The sequence below is a fragment of the Caulobacter sp. GW821-FHT12D05 genome, assembly GCF_058807295.1.
On the sequence record NZ_JBXAQO010000001.1, the window covers coordinates 98486 to 114774 of the forward strand.

The 16289-nt window shown below is 68.0% G+C and carries 16 protein-coding genes; 7 read left to right on the forward strand and 9 right to left on the reverse strand.

What is annotated here, in order from left to right; translation table 11 throughout:
• Positions 1 to 18 precede the first annotated feature (18 nt).
• The 4 genes from AC1RRR_RS00545 to AC1RRR_RS00560 form a co-directional block, all read right to left on the reverse strand.
• Positions 19 to 1506 carry an alpha,alpha-trehalose-phosphate synthase (UDP-forming) gene (locus AC1RRR_RS00545; protein WP_492809652.1) on the reverse strand — a complete coding sequence of 496 codons (1488 nt, stop codon included), beginning with the start codon at positions 1504 to 1506 and terminating at the stop codon, positions 19 to 21.
• On the reverse strand, positions 1503 to 2297 hold the full coding sequence (gene otsB, locus AC1RRR_RS00550) for a trehalose-phosphatase (RefSeq protein ID WP_492809653.1): 795 nt from the start codon (positions 2295 to 2297) through the stop codon (positions 1503 to 1505). The genes AC1RRR_RS00545 and otsB overlap by 4 nt, the downstream gene beginning before the upstream one ends.
• 268 nt (positions 2298 to 2565) lie before the next feature.
• Positions 2566 to 5508: a TonB-dependent receptor gene (locus AC1RRR_RS00555; protein WP_492809654.1), complete on the reverse strand. Its 2943-nt coding sequence runs from the start codon at positions 5506 to 5508 to the stop codon at positions 2566 to 2568.
• A gap of 98 nt (positions 5509 to 5606) precedes the next feature.
• On the reverse strand, positions 5607 to 7415 hold the full coding sequence (locus tag AC1RRR_RS00560; protein WP_492809656.1) for a glycoside hydrolase family 15 protein: 1809 nt from the start codon (positions 7413 to 7415) through the stop codon (positions 5607 to 5609).
• Positions 7416 to 7623: 208 nt separating this feature from the next.
• Here AC1RRR_RS00560 and AC1RRR_RS00565 point away from each other — a divergent pair, with 208 nt between their 5' ends.
• The 4 genes from AC1RRR_RS00565 (at position 7624) to AC1RRR_RS00580 (ending at position 10923) form a co-directional block, all read left to right on the forward strand.
• Positions 7624 to 9108 (forward strand): L,D-transpeptidase family protein, encoded by a 1485-nt coding sequence (locus AC1RRR_RS00565; RefSeq protein WP_492809658.1) that lies wholly within the window; start codon positions 7624 to 7626, stop codon positions 9106 to 9108.
• A 72-nt stretch (positions 9109 to 9180) separates the two neighbouring features.
• Positions 9181 to 9834, forward strand: a complete 654-nt coding sequence (mepK, locus tag AC1RRR_RS00570; RefSeq protein ID WP_492809660.1) for a peptidoglycan L,D-endopeptidase MepK — start codon at positions 9181 to 9183, stop codon at positions 9832 to 9834.
• 121 nt (positions 9835 to 9955) lie between these two features.
• Entirely contained in the window at positions 9956 to 10300 is a 345-nt protein-coding gene (locus tag AC1RRR_RS00575; RefSeq protein WP_492809662.1) for a hypothetical protein, read from the forward strand.
• 263 nt (positions 10301 to 10563) lie between these two features.
• A complete protein-coding gene (locus AC1RRR_RS00580) occupies positions 10564 to 10923 on the forward strand; it encodes a GFA family protein (protein WP_492809664.1) in 360 nt (119 codons plus the stop codon).
• Between the two features lie 60 nt (positions 10924 to 10983).
• Here the strand turns inward: AC1RRR_RS00580 and AC1RRR_RS00585 are convergent, their stop codons facing one another.
• Positions 10984 to 12024 (reverse strand): substrate-binding domain-containing protein, encoded by a 1041-nt coding sequence (locus AC1RRR_RS00585; RefSeq protein WP_492809666.1) that lies wholly within the window; start codon positions 12022 to 12024, stop codon positions 10984 to 10986.
• A gap of 206 nt (positions 12025 to 12230) precedes the next feature.
• On the opposite strand from AC1RRR_RS00585, the gene AC1RRR_RS00590 reads away from it, so the two are divergent.
• Positions 12231 to 12605: a VOC family protein gene (locus tag AC1RRR_RS00590; RefSeq protein ID WP_492809668.1), complete on the forward strand. Its 375-nt coding sequence runs from the start codon at positions 12231 to 12233 to the stop codon at positions 12603 to 12605.
• An 8-nt stretch (positions 12606 to 12613) separates the two neighbouring features.
• On the opposite strand, the gene arsC is transcribed toward AC1RRR_RS00590, so the two are convergent.
• Genes arsC through AC1RRR_RS00610 form a run of 4 tightly spaced genes read right to left on the reverse strand, consistent with a single transcriptional unit; the run spans position 12614 to position 14454 of the window.
• Positions 12614 to 13018 carry an arsenate reductase (glutaredoxin) gene (gene arsC / locus AC1RRR_RS00595; RefSeq protein ID WP_492809670.1) on the reverse strand — a complete coding sequence of 135 codons (405 nt, stop codon included), beginning with the start codon at positions 13016 to 13018 and terminating at the stop codon, positions 12614 to 12616.
• A complete protein-coding gene (locus AC1RRR_RS00600) occupies positions 13015 to 13677 on the reverse strand; it encodes an MIP/aquaporin family protein (protein WP_492809672.1) in 663 nt (220 codons plus the stop codon). The genes arsC and AC1RRR_RS00600 overlap by 4 nt, the downstream gene beginning before the upstream one ends.
• Positions 13674 to 13988: an ArsR/SmtB family transcription factor gene (locus tag AC1RRR_RS00605; protein WP_492809673.1), complete on the reverse strand. Its 315-nt coding sequence runs from the start codon at positions 13986 to 13988 to the stop codon at positions 13674 to 13676. Before AC1RRR_RS00605 ends, AC1RRR_RS00600 begins: the two co-directional genes overlap by 4 nt.
• Before the next feature lie 43 nt (positions 13989 to 14031).
• Positions 14032 to 14454, reverse strand: a complete 423-nt coding sequence (locus AC1RRR_RS00610; protein WP_492809675.1) for an Rrf2 family transcriptional regulator — start codon at positions 14452 to 14454, stop codon at positions 14032 to 14034.
• A 141-nt stretch (positions 14455 to 14595) separates the two neighbouring features.
• Between AC1RRR_RS00610 and hmpA the strand changes: the two genes are divergently transcribed.
• Both hmpA and AC1RRR_RS00620 read left to right on the forward strand, forming a co-directional pair.
• Positions 14596 to 15801, forward strand: a complete 1206-nt coding sequence (gene hmpA, locus AC1RRR_RS00615; protein WP_492809677.1) for an NO-inducible flavohemoprotein — start codon at positions 14596 to 14598, stop codon at positions 15799 to 15801.
• 30 nt (positions 15802 to 15831) lie between these two features.
• The gene (locus tag AC1RRR_RS00620; RefSeq protein WP_492809678.1) at positions 15832 to 16266 is read left to right on the forward strand and encodes a hypothetical protein; all 435 of its coding nucleotides are present in this window, start codon (positions 15832 to 15834) and stop codon (positions 16264 to 16266) included.
• Positions 16267 to 16289: the final 23 nt, after the last annotated feature.

Sequence of the window (16289 nt, forward strand, 5' to 3'; positions counted from 1 at the left end):
GGGGAGAAGGGATCATTCTTAAGCCCGCATCGCCTTCGCCTCAGGCTGGGCCCGCAGCTTCTTGGCCGCCACGTCCAGGCTCTGCACCGGCGTCGGCGGTTCTTCCCGATCATCGTTGTCTGGATCCGGCCGCGCCCGCAGCGCGCTGACGAAGTTGTCACGCCAGGCGGTGACGTCCTCGCGGGTGACGTTCTCGAACAGGGCCTCCCAGCGGCGCTTGCGCTCGTCGACGCCCATCGACAGGGCGCGTTCCAGGGCGTCGGAGATCTCCTCCGGGCTGTTGGGGTTGATGATCAGGGCGTCCTTCATCTGCCGCGCCGCGCCAGCGAAGCGCGAGAGGATCAGCACGCCGGGATCTTCCGGGTCCTGGGCCGCGACATATTCCTTGGCCACCAGGTTCATGCCGTCGCGCAGCGGCGTCACCAGGGCGGCCTTGGCGGCGCGGTAGATGCCGGCCAGCTCGTCGCGGCGGTACGAGCGGTTCACATAGCGGATGGGCGTGGAGTCCATCTCGGCATAGGCGCCGTTGATCCGGCCGATCAGGCCGTCCAGCCGTCCGCGCAGGTCCTGATAGGCCTCGACCTCGTCGCGCGAGATCGGGGCGATCTGCAGCAGCATGGTCTCGCGGACCTTATCCGGATGGTCGTGCAGGAACCGCTCGAAGCCGATCAGCCGCTCTTCCAGGCCTTTGGAATAGTCCAGGCGATCGACGCCCACGACCATCTTGCGGAAGACGCTGTGGGCCATCATCCGGTCGTAGGTCTTGCGCGCCGTCTCGCCCTTGACGATCTGGGCGAAGTCCTGGGCGTCGACGCCGATTGGGAAGGCCGAGGCGTCCAGCTTGCGCCCGAAGGCCTGCAGCTCGCCGCGCTCGTTCTTGGAGCCGTGCACTTCCGAGAACACGTAACCCTCAAAGGCGTGCAGCGACTCCTCGGTCTGGAAGCCCAGCAGGTCGTAGTCGAACAGGGCCTCGACCAGCTGCCGGTGGCGAGGCAGAGTGACCACCAGCTGGTGGGCCGGCCAGGGGATGTGCAGGAAGAAGCCGATCCGGTTGGTCACGCCCATCCGCCGCAGCTCCCGCGCCAGCGGGATCAAGTGGTAGTCGTGCACCCAGACGATGTCGTCCGGCTCGATCAGCGGCAGCAGGGTCTCGGCGAACCGCTTGTTGACCCGGTCATAGCCCTCGCCGAACGAGCGGTCATAGGCGGTCAGGTCGACGCGGTAGTGGAACAGCGGCCACAGCGTCTTGTTGGCGTAGCCGTTGTAATACTCCTGGTAGTCGGTCTCCTCGAGGTCGACCGTGGCCACGGTGACGCCGTCGATCCGCTGCATGTTCAGCTGGCCGGTGAACTCCGGGATGGTCTTGCCGCTCCAGCCGAACCAGATGCCGGAATATTCGCGAAGGGCCGCGGCCAGCGCCATGGCCAGACCGCCCACCGAACCTTCGCCGCCCTCCGCCGGATTCGGCGGATTGACGCGGTTCGACACCACGATGAGCCGGCTCATGCGTGCACCCCAAAAGCACGCTGGGGAGCCGTGAGGCTCTCCAGCCAGCGGAAGACCGCGTTGGTGTCCTCCAGGCAATAGCGCGCTTCGGTGGGGCGGCGCTGGCCGACCAGCACGCCGAAGCCTCCGAGACGATTGGCGGCGGCGAAGCCGTCCTCGTCGGTCAGGTCGTCGCCGATGAACACCGGCGTCGCGCCTAGGAACGGGGCCTCGCGCAGGAAGGCGGTGACCGCCGCGCCCTTGTCGGCGCCGGGGGTGCGCAGCTCGACGACCATGTCGCCCAGCTGCAAGACTAGGCCCGTGGCTTGCGACAGGCGCTCGCCGGCCTCGATCACCGCCTCGGCGCAGGCCGGGGCGTTGCGATAGTGCAGGGCGACCGACAGGCTCTTGTCCTCGAACAGCAGGCCGCGTTCGCAGTGGGCCAGCTCGACCAGGATGCGGCGGGCGTCGGCCAGGCCGGGGTGCGGCTCGCGCGCGATGACCGCTCCGTCGGCGGTGCGCCGCACCAGGCCGTGGACCGCGCCGATCGCCGGCATTTCGCCGCCCAGGATGTAGTCCAGGTTCGGCAGGTCGCGACCGCTGACCACGGCGACGCGGTCCTCGAAGGTTACGCGCAGCCGCGCCAGCACCTGCGCGCGGCGCGCGTCGGGGCCGACGTCGTCGGGGCGAGGCATGATCGGCGCCAGGGTGCCGTCGAGGTCGAGAAACAGCGCCGTACGGCGCGGCAGGTCGACAGGCGGGGGCGGGAAATCAACAGATTCCAGGCGCGAGACCGTGTGAGCCGCGGTCATGGCGTGAACCCCCTCATCAATAAGCAACATGCGCCAAGAACGTCGAACGGCCCGGTTCGATCCCGCGATAAACTGAAGCTCACGGGTTTTTGCGCAGGTGCTTAAGGAGGAGGCAGCCTGGGAGCGCCCCCTCCGTCACGTCGCCTATCGGCGCCGCGCCACCTCCCCCGCAAGCGGGGCAGGAGGGAGCGCTCTTCTCCTGCCCCGTGAAACGGGGGAGGTGGCGCGCTGCGGATACGCAGCGTGACGGAGGGGGCGCTTGCTGCCTCTAGAACAGCAGCTTCCGCACGTTGAACTGGATCACCCGCCCGCGCGGATCCAGGTAGTCCTGCTGATACGTCAGAGGCGTCACCCCCGTCGCGTCACGCACGGTTTGCTGCTGGTCGAACAGGTTGTTGACCGACAGGGTCAGGCGCGTGCCGCGCAGCAGCGGATGCTTCTGGACCAGCTCGCGGCGCACGCCCAGGTCGGCGAACAGGCGCAGGTTGATCGTGGCCAGGCTGGAGAAATCCAGGTCGGTGCTGGCGCCGCCGGCGCTGGCGTTTACGTGGGTGCCGCTCTTCCAGTTGGCGGTCATCCGCGCGCCCAGGCCGTAGCGGGTGATGCCCGCCTGGGCCTCGATCTCGTTGCGGGCCTGGCCGCCGCTGGAGCCGATGACGTCGCCGTTCAGCAGGTTCAGGGCGGGCACGCCGTCGGCGATGGTCACCGTCTCCTTCAGGTGGACGGTGTGGAAGAGGGCCAGCTGCAGGCGGGTGGCGCGGGGATTGCCGCCACCGCCGCCCCGGCCGCCGCCGAACCCACGACCGCCGCCACCGCCACCGCCACCGCCGCCGAAGCGTTGGCCGCCCTGGCCGCCGCCTTCGCCGCCGAAGTTCGGGCGCGGGGGCTCTTCGCCGGTCGGCTGGGTCTGGCTGGCCTGCTGTTGTTGGGCGTTCGGATCGGAGGGCGTTTCGGGCTGAGGCGCGCGCGGCGTTTCAGCGTTGTCGCCGCCGCTCGGGCGGTTCTGCCGTTGCAACAGCTCGGCGCCGGGCGGTTGCGCTGCGCCTGGAGCGCCGCCTTGCCGACCGCGCCAGCCGCCGGCCGGCGGAGGCGGCGTCTTGCCGATCTGACGCGAGAAGTTGAAGCCCCAGCGGATCTGCTCGCTCTCGCGCTTCTGGAAATTCACCGGCCGGGTGTCGATGCGGGTCAGGTTGCCGTCGGCGTCGCGGGTGAAGCGGTCGGGGAAGGCGGCCTCGACCGCCGCCGTGGCGGCCGGGAAGCCGGCGACGGGATTGTCGATGCGCGAGCGCGTGTAGTTGGCCGTCAGCGACAGGCCCTGGATCTTCTCGGGCTTATAGCTCGCGCCGAAGCGCAGGACGTTGCGGGTCTCGCCCTTCAGGTCGGGATTGCCGCCGCTGATCCGGGTGACGTCGACGCTTTGGCCTCGCACATAGTCGAAGACCTGGCTGTTGGGCGTGGTGATCAGCGGATTGCCCAGCTGGCTGATGCTGGGGGCGTTTTCCTGGCGGTTCGCCGAGACGATGAAGCTGATCGGCTTGACCGGCGACCAGTTCAGGCCGCCGCCGATCGTGGTCAGGCTGCCGTAGTCGGCCACCTGGCGCACGGCCAGGTTCAGGTTGGTCGACAGGTCGCCGATCGCCAGCACGCCCTTGCGGCGGCTGGCTAAGGGCAGGTCGAAGCTGACCTGGGCGCTGGCGTCGCCGCGCGACTGGGTGCTGTCGCTTTCGACGCCCGCGCGGATCGAGTGCGCCACCAGGCGCGAACCGCTGACGCCCAGCTTCACGGTCGAGGACAGGTCGCCGGCCGGCAGCTTGGCCAAGGCGCGGTTGGCGACGAACTGCAGGTCGGCGCTGTCGGTGGTCGACTTGGCCCGGTCGCTGTTGACCCGCTGGCCTTCCAGCGGCCCGAACGGGTTGAAGGTCGGGTCAAGCGCGGTCAGGCGGGCCTGGGTGTTGGTCAGGTCGACGCTGCGGTCGGTCTCGGTCTTGTTGATCGCGTGATCGTAGTTGCCGGTCAGCGACAGGCGCAGGGTCTCGGTGTCGCGGTTCAGGGTGAAGCCGGCATGACCTGCCAGGTTCTTGGAGGTCTGGCCCAGGGCGGATTGGTCGCCCAGGTAGCGATAGAGGGCCACGTCCTGGCCGAACGGCGAATAGGGATTGGCCCCCGGGATCAGCAGCCGCGCCCGCGCCGGGCCCAGCAGCGAGTCGCTCTGTGAACCGGTCAGGCCCAGGTTCAGCGTCGCGGAGACATTGTCGAGGATGTAGCGGTTGGTGACGCTGTTGATCGACACCTGGGTGTTGCGCGGCAGCAGGGTGCGGTCGTCGGTGATGTCGCTGACATTGGCCTTGTTGGCCATCGGCAGGAAGGTCGCCAGGCTCGGCGCGCCCGATCCCAGACCGCTCGGCACGCCGGCTACCGTCACCGGCGTTCCGGCCAGGGCGCTCAGCGCGTTGAGGTTGCTGCCCGAGGCAGGACCGATGTTGCCGACATAGTCGTAGAGGCCGCTGTTGGTGCGGCTGACCAGGTCGCGGTCGCTTTCCAGCATGTGGTCGGCGTTCTGCAGCTTGATCGACAGGTTGGTGCGGCCCTGGCGGTTCAGGCGCAGCTGGCTCCAATTGGCCTGCTCGGTGATCTGGCCGCCCTTGGCCGAGCCGCCGACGGTGGCGTCGATGGTCGAGGCGCGGAAGCGCTGGCGCAGGACGATGTTCACGACCTTCTGGTCGGCCGAGTAGCCGTATTTGAGGGCCACTTCCTCGGGCAGGATCTCGACGCGCTGGATGGCTTCGGTCGGGATGTCGCGGATCTCGCCCTGGCCCGAGATGCGCCGGCCGTTCAGCAGGGTGACCGGATCGCCGCCCAGGCCGCTGGTGGTCTGCGGCGCCAGTTCGGTCAGCAGGTCTTCCATCGACGAGACGCCGAACGAGCGCACGTCGGCGGCGCTGAAGGTCTCTTCCGGCGGAATGTCGCCCAGCACCGCGCCATAGGGCTTGCCGCTGGCGGTGATGGTGACGGCCTCGACCTCGGTGTCGAGGTCTTCGGGCGTGACGGGTTTCTGGGCCGCCGCGGGGGCCGCGGCGGGCTTCGCGGCCGGCTTGGGAGCCGGTTGCGCGGGGGCTTGAGGCGTGGGGACGGGCGGGGCGGCCTCCTGCGCATGGGCGGTCGTCGTCGCGACACACCCCAGGATCCCGACCAGGGCCAGCTTGCGGCTCATCAAAGAGCTTCTCCGAATTCTCTACGTCCCACGATTGCGGTGCCTGTCCGATGTGACGGCCAGATTTCAAGATCGCAACATCGGCGCAGGCTCGAGGTCTAGCGAACCGATGTCCAGGGCCGGCTGAGCAGCACTGCGCAGTTGATGATGCCCACGAGTGAGTAGGTTTGAGGATAATTGCCCCACAGTTCGCCGTCCGCGAAGCCGATATCTTCTGATAGCAGTCCCGCGCCCGTTCGACGCGAAAGCATGTCCTCGAACAGCTCGCGCGCTTCTTCGGTGCGACCCGACAGATGCAGGGCCTCGACCAGCCAGAAGGTGCAGATGTTGAACGCCGTCTGCGGCGAGCCGAAGTCGTCGGGAATGGCGTAGCGTAGCAGGTAGGACCCGCGCCGCAGCCCGTCCTCGATGGCCTTCAGGGTGGCGACATTGCGCGGGTCGTCGGGCTTGTGGAAGCGCAGGTCGACCAGCTGCAGCAGGGAGGCGTCCAGGGTGTCGCCCTCGAAGGTCGCCGAGAAGCGGCCTAGTTCCTCGTTCCAGGCGCGGTCCTCGATGACCTGGCGGACCTGGGCGGCGCGACCGTTCCACAGGGCGGCCTTGTCAGTCAGGCCCAGCTTCTCGGCGGCGTTGCCCAGGCGGTCGCAAGCGGCCCAGCACATGGCCGAGGAATAGGTGTGGACGTTCGCGCGGCCCCGGAACTCCCACAGGCTGGCGTCGGGTTGGTCGTGCATCCGGTAGGCCTGCTCGCCCACCGGCTCCAGGGCCTCGAAGTCCTCGACCGTGGCCGGGCGCAGCAGGCGTTCGTCGAAGAAGGCCTGGACGGTCGACAGGATGATCTGGCCGTAGACGTCGTTCTGGATGTGCTCGAAGGCCTGGTTGCCCACCCGCACCGGTCCCATGCCGCGATAGCCGGGCAGGTCGGGGGCGAAGCGCTCGGTCAGCTGCTCCTCGAAGCCCACCCCGAACAGCGGCTGGATATGGCCGCCGTTCGCCCGGTCGACGATGTTGCGCAGGTAGCCGAGGTAGTTCTCCAGGATGTCGACCGCGCCCAGCCGGTTCAGCGCCTGGACCACGTAATAGGCGTCGCGCAGCCAGCAGTAGCGATAGTCCCAGTTGCGGCCGCTGTCGGAATGCTCCGGGATCGAGGTGGTCAGGGCCGCGACGATGGCGCCCGTCTCCTCGTGCATGCAGAGCTTCAGCGTGATGGCCGCGCGGATCACCGCCGTCTGGTAGTCCAGCGGGATGGCCAGGCCCCGCACCCAGTTCTTCCAGTAGAGATCGGTCTCGCGCAGCATCCGCTCGCAGGTGGCGCCGATATTGGCGTCGAAGCCTTCGTCCGCGCCCAGGAACATGGCGATCGGCCGCTCCAGCCGGAACGTGCGCTCCTCCAGGATGTGCGACACCGGCGCGTCGGTGGACAGGCGCAGGGTCATGTCCGAGCACAGGAAGCGGATGTGGTTCGAGCCCGAGGTGTGCTCGGCGACCTTGGCGCCCCAGCCGGCGGTGGGCTTCACGCGCAGGGTGACGCGGGCCACGCCGGTGATCGGCCGGATCATGCGAATGAAGGCGGTCGGGCGGAAGGTGCGACCGTGCTGGATGTAGCGGGGGGAGAAGTCGATGATCTCGAACCGCGCCCCGTCCTCGTCGGCGATCTCGGTGCGCAGGATCGGGGTGTTGCGCAGATAGCCCTGGCGGACCTCGGCCCGGCGGTCGACCTGGATGTCCCACAGGCCCTTGGCGTCCGGGCCATCGGCGTCGACGTCGTCCAAGAGAGCGCTGAACACGGGATCGGAATCGACGCGCGGCGCGCAGGCCCACACGAACCGGCCGCAGCTGTCGATCAGCGCGCTGACCGCGCAATTGCCGATCGGAAACAGGTCGAGCGTCTTTTGCGAGCTTCTAGTCATCGAGACCCCGGATGCGTGCTTTTGGGATTTCCCCATTTCGGGTGAAACCGACGGTGTGGCTTGCGGGTTCCTGTTCTTGAAAAACGTCTCCGTGGGGGCCGGGGAGGGTTCGCCTTTCACGCTACTCGCGTTGACGCGACAGGCCGGTACCGGCCATCTGGTTTCCTTAACGCGGCAAGGCCGCGCGAGTGCGGCGGGCTGTTCGACGGTGATGCGATTTACGAGAACCTGCGGCGTCCTGGCGGCGGCGATGAGCCTGCTGTCCCTGGAAGTCGCCCAGGCCCAGTCGCAGCGTCCGGCCTTGGCTGGCGGTCGTCCGGTTCAAGCGAGCCCGCAGCAGGCCGTGCCGCTGGTCCAGCCGCGCGCGACGGTGTTCCAGGCTGACCTGTCCGCCGTTCAGCTGCGCCCCGACCAGGCCGACATGCTGCGCCGCGTGCTGGGCGACGCCTACACCCACGGCTTCGACCCCGCGACCTTCTCGCCCGAGCGCGCGACCACGCAAGCCCAGCTGGTCAGCCTGACCCTTGCCTATGCCAAGGCGGTGCGCAGTGGTCGCCTGCCGGTCGCCAACTTCATGGAAGAGTGGGGCCTCAAGCCCGCACCGTACGATCCAACGATCGACTTCATCAACGCCGTGCAGCAGGACCGCCTGGGGCCGTGGCTGGACACCCTGCCGCCGCCCTATACCGGCTACCAGACCCTGCGCGGGGGCCTGGCCACCTATCGCGACATCGCCGCCAAGGGCGGCTGGCAGCCCCTGGCTGCCGGTCCGGACTTGAAGGAGGGCGCGACCGGCGCCCGCGTCGTGGCCCTGGAAGCGCGTCTTGCCGCCGAGGACCCGACCATCGCGGTCGACGCCGCCCCGATCTTCGACGCCGCCCTGACACAAGCCGTGCAGCGCGCCCAGAAGCGCTTCGGCCTGAACCCGAACGGCATCGTCAACAAGGCCACGCTGGACGCCCTGAACACGCCCGTCGAGCGGCGCATCGACCAGATCGTCGCCAATATGGAGCGCTGGCGCTGGCTGCCCCAGACCCTGCCGGCCGAGCGGATTCAGGTGAACGTCGCCGCCGCCATCCTGTCGGTGTTCAGCCACGACACCCCGACCCTGACCATGCGCGCCGTCACCGGCCGTCCGGGCGACGAGACGCCGATGCTGTCGTCGATGATCCACTCGATCGTCTTGAACCCGCCGTGGAACGTGCCGTCGTCGATCGCCTCCAAGGAACTGTGGCCCAAGGAGCGCAAGAGCCCGGGCTATCTGCGCCGCAATGACTTCATCGTGATCCCGACCGGCGACGGCGGCTCGCGCCTGCAGCAGAAGGCCGGCCCGTTGGCGGCGCTGGGCAAGCTGAAGTTCGACTTCGCCAATCCCTACGGCGTCTATCTGCACGACACCCCCAGCCGCGCCCGCTTCGACAGCTTCAGCCGCCTGGCCAGCCACGGCTGCGTGCGCCTGCAAAAGCCGACCGAACTGGCCAAGGCGCTGCTGGACGGCGACGCTGTCTGGACGCCCGAGAAGATCGACGCGACCCTGGCCTCGGGCGACACCGTGCGCGCCAAGCTGCCGCAACAGATCGCGGTCTTCCTGCTGTACTGGACGGCCTATGTAACCCCGGACGGGCAGGTCAATTTCCGCCAGGATCCGTATGGCTGGGATCGCGAGTTGGTGCAGCGGATCGCCGCACTGTGATCCTGCTCAGCTTGCTTTCTTAACATTCTTGCGGTGTCCTCCCGCCACTTAGTGTCGGGATAGGGCGTACGCATGCATCGACGTAAGCTGCTCCAGTGGGGGCTGGGCGCTGTCGCAACGGGGCTTTTGCCCCTGGCCGCACGGGCTGATGACGACATCATCGGTGCGATCCTGGAAGGGAAACAGGTCGGCGTGCCGGCGGTTCCCACGGCGCCGGTCGCTTTGCGTCCGACCCCGGTCGAGAGCCCAATTGTAAAATCCGCCGCCGTGATCGAGCCGCGCTGGGTCAAGCTGCGCAACATCCACACCGACGAGAAGCTGGAAGCCGTCTACTGGGAGAACGGCGAGTACGTTCCCGATGCGGTCAAAGCCCTGAACCACGTCCTGCGCGACTATCGCAATGACGAGAGCCACCCGATCGATCCGGGCCTGTACGACATCCTGGGCAAGATCGCCGAGAAGACCGGCACCAAGGCTCACTTCCAGGTGATCTCCGGCTACCGCTCGCCGGCGACCAACCGCCTGCTGGCCGAGCGCAGCGGCGAAGTGGCCAAACGCAGCCTGCACATGGACGGCAAGGCCATGGACATCTACCTCGAGGACATCGCCCTCGAGGAGATCCGCGCCGAGGCCCTGGGCCTGCAGCTGGGCGGCGTCGGTTATTACCCCAAGAGCAAGTTCGTGCACGTCGATGTCGGTCCCGTGCGCAAGTGGTCGGGTACCTGAAGCTGTACAATTCGCTTGGCAGGCGAGCCCCTTGGCGAAACGGGTAACCAAGCTCTAGTTCGCACGTTTAGAGCATGGTAGCCGGGCTCTAGCCGGTAGCGTTTCAGGGGAAGCAGGCCAGATGAGCGAGCGTCGCAGCAATCCGTTCGGCTGGATGATCCTCGGCTTTATCGTCGGCGTCCTGGTGACGTTCGGCACGATCCTGTTCCTGACCTCCAGCGGGGGCGGCTACGAGGACGGCCCGTCCGAGACCCGCACCGCCGCCGACGACGCCGCCACCGCGGCGATGAACGCCTCGACGACCGGCTCGCAGCCCGCGCCCCACAAGATGGAAACCTCGGCTCCGGTCCCGACGGATCCTACCGCGGCTGCTCCGCGCGCCGAGCGGCAGGCCGCGCCGCAGGAGCTGGATCCGCAGGTCGCGGATGACGCGGCGGCCGCCGGGATGACCTCGCGGACGCGCTAGGCGCCGCTTTTCTCCATTTCTTCCCCGTCATCCCGCGCTTTATGCGCGGGACCCATCTGTCCGCCGCAGGTGCGGTGCGGGCTCACACTCCCACGTAGAAGCTGAACCATGGGTCCCGCGCATAAAGCGCGGGATGACGGTTGTTGTGCGTGTGAGCCAGGGCACCCTCTGCGACACCTCGCCCCACCGTTATCCACAGCCTGCTGCCACCAAGCTGGCGGCAGGGGAGGCGCAGAACCTTGGGAGTCCAAGGAGATGCGCATTTGTCGATCAAGGGAAGTTGCTGCTGCGGCGGCGTCCGCTTCGAGCTGTTCGAACCGCCCCTGATGCTGGGGACCTGCCACTGCTCACGCTGTAGAAAGGCCGGCTCGGGGGCCTATGCCTATGTCCGGGCCGAGGCGTTCCATTGGCTGGCGGGCAGGGAGCTGGTGGCCCGCTATCACCCCAAGCCGCCGATGAAATTCAACCGGTCATTCTGCAAGCGCTGCGGCACGTCGCTGGGCGATCCCGACAGCGGCCGCATCCTGGCCATCGCCGCCAACTGCCTGGACGACGATCCTGGTGTCGCGGTCAGCTTCGAGGAGTTCACGCCCGACACACCCCCTTGGGAGAAGCCGGCATAGAAAAAGGGCGGCCGCCGAAGCGACCGCCCTCCCACCTGGCTTCCGACTGGCGGAGGCCTTTTATTCCTTCGGCATCGGCATGGCCGGCATCGCGCCCGCCTTGCCCTTCATGGCCTGGTGCTGCGCGGGCGGCAGCGGGATCAGGCCACGGCCTTGCAGGTAGCCGCCACGACCGGTGGCCGCGTCCGACACGAACTCGGTGACGAACTCCTTCAGGCCCGGCGTCACGCCGACCTGCGACTTCTTCACGTAGACGTACAGCGAGCGCGACAGCGGATACTGGCCGCTGGCGATGGCCGCCGGGGTCGGCTTCACGCCGTTGACCGACGCGCCCTTGATGCGCGAGGCGTTCTCTTCCAGGAACGAAAAGCCGAACACGCCCAGGGCGTTCGGGGTCTTCTCGATGGTGCCGACGATGGCGTTGTCGTTCTCGCCGGCGTCGACCCAGCCGCCGTCGGTGCGCATCGGCGACACGGTGGCCTTGAACTTCTTCTCGTCCTCGCCCTTCAGCTTGGCCAGGGTGGGGAGCTTGGCGGCGCCGCCTTCCATGGCCAGTTCGACGAAGGCGTCACGGGTGCCCGAGGTGGGCGGCGGGCCGTAGGCCAGGATGCGGGCCTTGGGCAGGCCGGGGCCGACCTCGTTCCAGTTCTTGTAGGGCTGCTTCACCAGCTGGCCGCCACGCAGGGACTGGTCGGCCAGGCCCAGGTACAGTTGCTCAAGCTTGAAGTTGAAGTCCGGGCCCTTCTTGTCGACCGCGACGACGATGCCGTCGAAGCCGATCTTGATCTCGACGATGTCCTTCACGCCGGCCTTCTGGCAGGCCTGGAACTCGGACTTCTTCATCGGGCGCGAGGCGTTGGCGATGTCGGGGAACTTCTCGCCGGTGCCGCCGCAGAACATCTTGATGCCGCCGCCGGTGCCCAGGCTCTCGACCTTGGGCGACTTCTTGCCGGTCTTCTTCGAGAAGTTTTCGGCGACGCGGGTCGAGAAGGGGAACACGGTCGAGGAGCCGGCGGCCCACACGTAATCGCGAGCGGCGTGCGCTTGGTCGGCGACGGCGAACAGGGCCAGCGTGGCGACCGCGCCAAGGAGCTTTTTCATGTCGTCAAATCCTGTGTGATCCGGGGACGCGGGGAACGTGCCGGAGCAATGCAGCGGCTTTTGTCACGGTTCCGCGACAGTTTTACGACACGCAATCCGTAGGCGGACGATATCGCGTTCGGCGCTGAAGAGCCAAGGAAAGGCGGGGCGGTTGCGGATGCGCTTGGGCCCGCTAAGGTTTCCCCAGGCAAGGTCGGAGCGCGGCGATGCTGGACCACATTACCTTCGGCGTGTCGGACTTCGATCGGTCGGTTCGCTTCTATGATCGCGCCTTCGCGCCCTTAGGTATTCAACGGTTGTTCGACGACGACAGCGGTCCCGCCAAGGCCACAGGCTATGGCGACAAACGCCCCTGGTTCTGGATCGCCGAGCACGATCCGACGTCCGGCAAGCTGCACATCGCGATCCGGGCCGCCAGCCGGGAGGCCGTCGACCTGTTTCACCAGGAGGGCCTGCTGGCGGGCGGCGTCGACAACGGCCGGCCCGGTCTGCGGCCGCACTATCATCCCGGCTACTACGGCGCCTTCGTCCTGGATCCGGACGGCCACAACATTGAGGCCGTGTTCCACGACGTCGTGTAGGCGTCCTCCTATCGGACGACCTCGCCGTCTTCCTTGGTGAAGGACTCCGGGACGTTTTCGAGCAGGGCGTAGACCTTCTCGGACGGGCGGGCCAGGGCGACGCCCTTGGGGGTCTCGACGATCGGGCGGTTGACCAGGATCGGGTGCTCGACCATCGCCGCCAGGATCGTCTCGTCCGAGACGCCGTCGGCCAGCAGGCCCAGCTCTTCGGCCGGCGTGCCTTTCTCGCGCATCAGTTCACGGACGGACAGGCCCGAGCGGGCCGACAGGGTCAGCAGCTGTTCGCGGGTCCAGCCGGCTTTCACATATTCGACGACGTTGGGCGTGTAGCCGGCCGCCTCGACCATGGCCACGACGTTGCGCGAGGTGCCGCACTTGGGATTGTGGAAGATGGTGACAGGGAAGTCGGTCATGCGGGTTCCTGCTTGAACATCCAGTCGAAGACGGCGAGCGCCAGGGCGGCGCCGACGACCTGTCCCAGGAGAAAACCCGGGATCGAGGCGGGCGCTATGCCCGAAAAGGTGTCGGTCAAGCCGCGCGCCAGGGTCACCGCCGGATTCGCGAACGAGGTCGACGCGGTGAACCAGTAGGCGGCGGTGATGTAAAGCCCGACGCAGGTCGCCGTGGCCTCTGGCCGGAACCGCGACGCGCCCAGGATGGTGGCCATCAGGCCGAAGGTCGCCACCGCCTCCGACAGCACCTGGGGACTGCCATCGCGGGCATGGGTCGAGACCTGCACGATCGCTTGCCCGAACATGGCATGGGCCAGGGCGACGCCGGCCAGCGCGCCGATGACCTGGGCGGCGACATAGAGGATGGCGTGGTTCGGCTCGATCTGGCGACGCAGCGCCATGACCGTCGTGACCAACGGGTTGAAGTGCGCGCCGCTGACCGGGCCGAGGACGGTGATCAGCACGACAAGCGCCGCGCCGGTCGCCAGGGTGTTGCCCAGCAGCGCCAGGGCGTCCTGGTCCGGCGCCAGGGTCTGGCCCATGATCCCGGAGCCGACCACCACGGCCAGCAGCAGGGCCGTGCCCAGGGCCTCGGCGGCGAGGCGGCGGGCGAGGGTCATTGGCACTTGAAGCTCGGCAGGCAGGCCTCGGGCGCGCCGCCGCAGCAGTCCTCGGCCAGCCAGGTGATCAGCGCGCCCATCGCCGCATACTCGGCGGCATGCAGGATCGAGCGACCGTCGCGGCGCGAGCGGGTCAGACCGGCGCGCTCCAGGATGGCCAGCTGGCTGGAGAGTGTGCTGGCCGGAACCTCGGTCAGGCGGGCGATCTCGCCGGCGGGCAGGCCTTCGGGACCGGCCTGGACCAGCAGGCGGAAGGCCGCGAGGCGGGCAGGGTGGGCCAGGGCCGACAGCCGGTCGATCGCGAGATTCATTTCCATATTTCTCGAATAATGGAAATGATGGGCTGGGGCAACCTCAGTCAGCCAGCGCCAGCAGCCGGCGCGCGCCGGTCTTGTCGGCCAGGATCTGCTCCAGGGTCTGGGCGTCCAGCACGGCCAGGAAGGCGGCGGCGGCCTGGTTCAGCGCGCGGGGCAGGCCGCAGACCGGGGCGACCTTGCAGGTGGCGCAGTCGACCAGCTGGAAGCCGTCCTCGGTCTGGCGCACGACATCGCCGATGCGGATCTCCGAAGCTGGTTTCCCCAGGCGCAGCCCGCCGCCGCGTCCGCGCTGCGCGGCCACGAAACCGGCCTTGGACAGCTGCTGCACCACCTTCATCAGGTGGTCCTTGGAGATGTCGTAGGCGCGGGCGATCTCCTGGATCGAGACCGTCTGGTCGTCGTGCGCGGCCAGGTGCATCAGCACGCGGATCGCATAGTCGGTGTAGCGGGTCAGGCGCATCTGGAGGCTCGCTTACAGGTCAGTTTCGGTCGCGTCGAGCGGCTCGGCTAAAATAGGTACTTAAGGGGCATCTTTTCTTGTTCCAGCTCTGGCGTGTGTATAGATGCATTTTGTCTGCATATTATAACCGAGAGCACCCCGATGACGACCCCGCTGAGCGGCAAGACGATCGCCCTGGTCAAGGCCACGGTCCCGGCCCTGACCGAGCATGGAACGGCGATCACCGCCGCCATGTACAAGCGCCTGTTCGAGACCGACCACATCCGGGCCCTGTTCAACCAGGCCAACCAGGAGTCGGGCGCGCAGGTGAAGGCGCTGGCCGGCGGCATCCTGGCCTATGCCCGCAACATCGATAACCTGGGCGTCCTGGGTCCGGTCGTGGAGCGCATGGCCCAGAAGCACGTCGGCTATCACATCCTGCCCGAGCACTATCCCTACGTGGCCACGGCCCTGCTGGAGGCCATCAAGGAGGTCCTGGGCGACGTCGCCACCGACGAGATCCTCGAAGCCTGGTGCGAGGCCTACTGGTTCCTGGCCGCCATCCTGCAGGGTCGCGAAACGGACATCCGCCAGAGCGTCGAGGCCCAGGAGGGCGGCTGGAGCGGCTGGCGCGCCTTCGTCGTCGAGAGCAAGGTTCGCGAGAGCTCGGTGATCACCTCGTTCGTGCTGCGTCCGCGGGACGGCGGCAAGGTCGTGGCCCACAAGCCCGGCCAGTTCCTGACCTTCGCCTTCGACACCGCCACCCAGAAGGGCGTGAAGCGCAACTACTCGATCAGCCAGGCCGCCAACGGCGAGACCTATCGCATCTCGGTCAAGCGCGAGACGCATGGCGTGGCCTCGGGCCACCTGCATGACGCCATCCAGGTCGGCGACGTCCTGATGGCCACCCCGCCGGCCGGCGACTTCCACCTCAAGCCCGCCGAGCGTCCCGTGGTGCTGCTGAGCGGCGGCGTCGGCATGACCCCGATGGTCGCCATGCTGGAGACCATCGCCGCCGAGCATCCGCAGCTGGAGGCCCACTTCGTCCACGGCGCGCTGAACGGCGACGTCCACGCGATGGCCAGCCATGTGAAGGCCCTGGCGGCGGCCCATGGCGGGACGCGGGTCTCGACCTTCTACAGCGAGCCGGCGGCCGGCGATGTGCTGGGCGACAGCCACGACGTCGAGGGCTTCGTCTCGATCGCCTGGCTGCAGGCCCAGACGCCGTTCGACACGGCCGACTTCTACCTGTGCGGGCCCAAGCCCTTCCTGCGGATCCTGGTCAGCGGCCTGGCCGCCGCCGGGGTGCCCGCCGACCGCATCCACTACGAGTTCTTCGGCCCCGCCGACGAACTTCTCGCTGCCTAGAGCTCACGCGCAAAGAAAGGAGCGCAAGCCATGGAACACGCGCCGTATTCCGTCTTCGTCACCAATGTCGAGCCCTATGAGGGCCCGGCGCCGATCGCCGCCAAGATGGGGGAGGCGGCCGCGGCCGACCTGCCCAAGGCGGTGGGCTGGATGATCGTCGCTTCGTACGCCTCCATCCTGGTCGCGTTCGGCGCGGTGTTCCTGGGGCAGGGCGACGTCCTGTTCAACCTGGGGGTCTGCGCCGCGTACCTGGCCATGTACCTGGGCGTGCCGTGGGTGTTCCTGAAGGTCGAGCCCAAGACCGGCGCGCGTCGTCCAGACCTCGCCGACTTCCTGGAACGGGGCCTGTCCACCTGGACCGGTCACGTCACCGGCCGCGAGGCTCTGGCCCAGATCCTGACCATCCCGATCGCCGTGGCCTTCGCGGCCCTGGGCATCGGCATCATCGTCCGCCTAAGCGCCTGAGCGCGCCTGATCCCTCTCCCAGC

What these genes read in the sequence shown, in the direction of transcription:
- arsC (WP_492809670.1), bottom strand. Translation starts at nt 13,018, where the DNA reads ATGACCGACTTCCCTGTCACCATCTTCCACAATCCCAAGTGCGGCACC.
- AC1RRR_RS00575 (WP_492809662.1), top strand. Translation starts at nt 9,956, where the DNA reads ATGAGCGAGCGTCGCAGCAATCCGTTCGGCTGGATGATCCTCGGCTTT.
- AC1RRR_RS00610 (WP_492809675.1), bottom strand. Translation starts at nt 14,454, where the DNA reads ATGCGCCTGACCCGCTACACCGACTATGCGATCCGCGTGCTGATGCAC.
- mepK (WP_492809660.1), top strand. Translation starts at nt 9,181, where the DNA reads ATGCATCGACGTAAGCTGCTCCAGTGGGGGCTGGGCGCTGTCGCAACG.
- otsB (WP_492809653.1), bottom strand. Translation starts at nt 2,297, where the DNA reads ATGACCGCGGCTCACACGGTCTCGCGCCTGGAATCTGTTGATTTCCCG.
- AC1RRR_RS00620 (WP_492809678.1), top strand. Translation starts at nt 15,832, where the DNA reads ATGGAACACGCGCCGTATTCCGTCTTCGTCACCAATGTCGAGCCCTAT.
- AC1RRR_RS00585 (WP_492809666.1), bottom strand. Translation starts at nt 12,024, where the DNA reads ATGAAAAAGCTCCTTGGCGCGGTCGCCACGCTGGCCCTGTTCGCCGTC.
- AC1RRR_RS00600 (WP_492809672.1), bottom strand. Translation starts at nt 13,677, where the DNA reads ATGACCCTCGCCCGCCGCCTCGCCGCCGAGGCCCTGGGCACGGCCCTG.
- hmpA (WP_492809677.1), top strand. Translation starts at nt 14,596, where the DNA reads ATGACGACCCCGCTGAGCGGCAAGACGATCGCCCTGGTCAAGGCCACG.
- AC1RRR_RS00545 (WP_492809652.1), bottom strand. Translation starts at nt 1,506, where the DNA reads ATGAGCCGGCTCATCGTGGTGTCGAACCGCGTCAATCCGCCGAATCCG.
- AC1RRR_RS00555 (WP_492809654.1), bottom strand. Translation starts at nt 5,508, where the DNA reads ATGAGCCGCAAGCTGGCCCTGGTCGGGATCCTGGGGTGTGTCGCGACG.
- AC1RRR_RS00560 (WP_492809656.1), bottom strand. Translation starts at nt 7,415, where the DNA reads ATGACTAGAAGCTCGCAAAAGACGCTCGACCTGTTTCCGATCGGCAAT.
- AC1RRR_RS00590 (WP_492809668.1), top strand. Translation starts at nt 12,231, where the DNA reads ATGCTGGACCACATTACCTTCGGCGTGTCGGACTTCGATCGGTCGGTT.
- AC1RRR_RS00605 (WP_492809673.1), bottom strand. Translation starts at nt 13,988, where the DNA reads ATGAATCTCGCGATCGACCGGCTGTCGGCCCTGGCCCACCCTGCCCGC.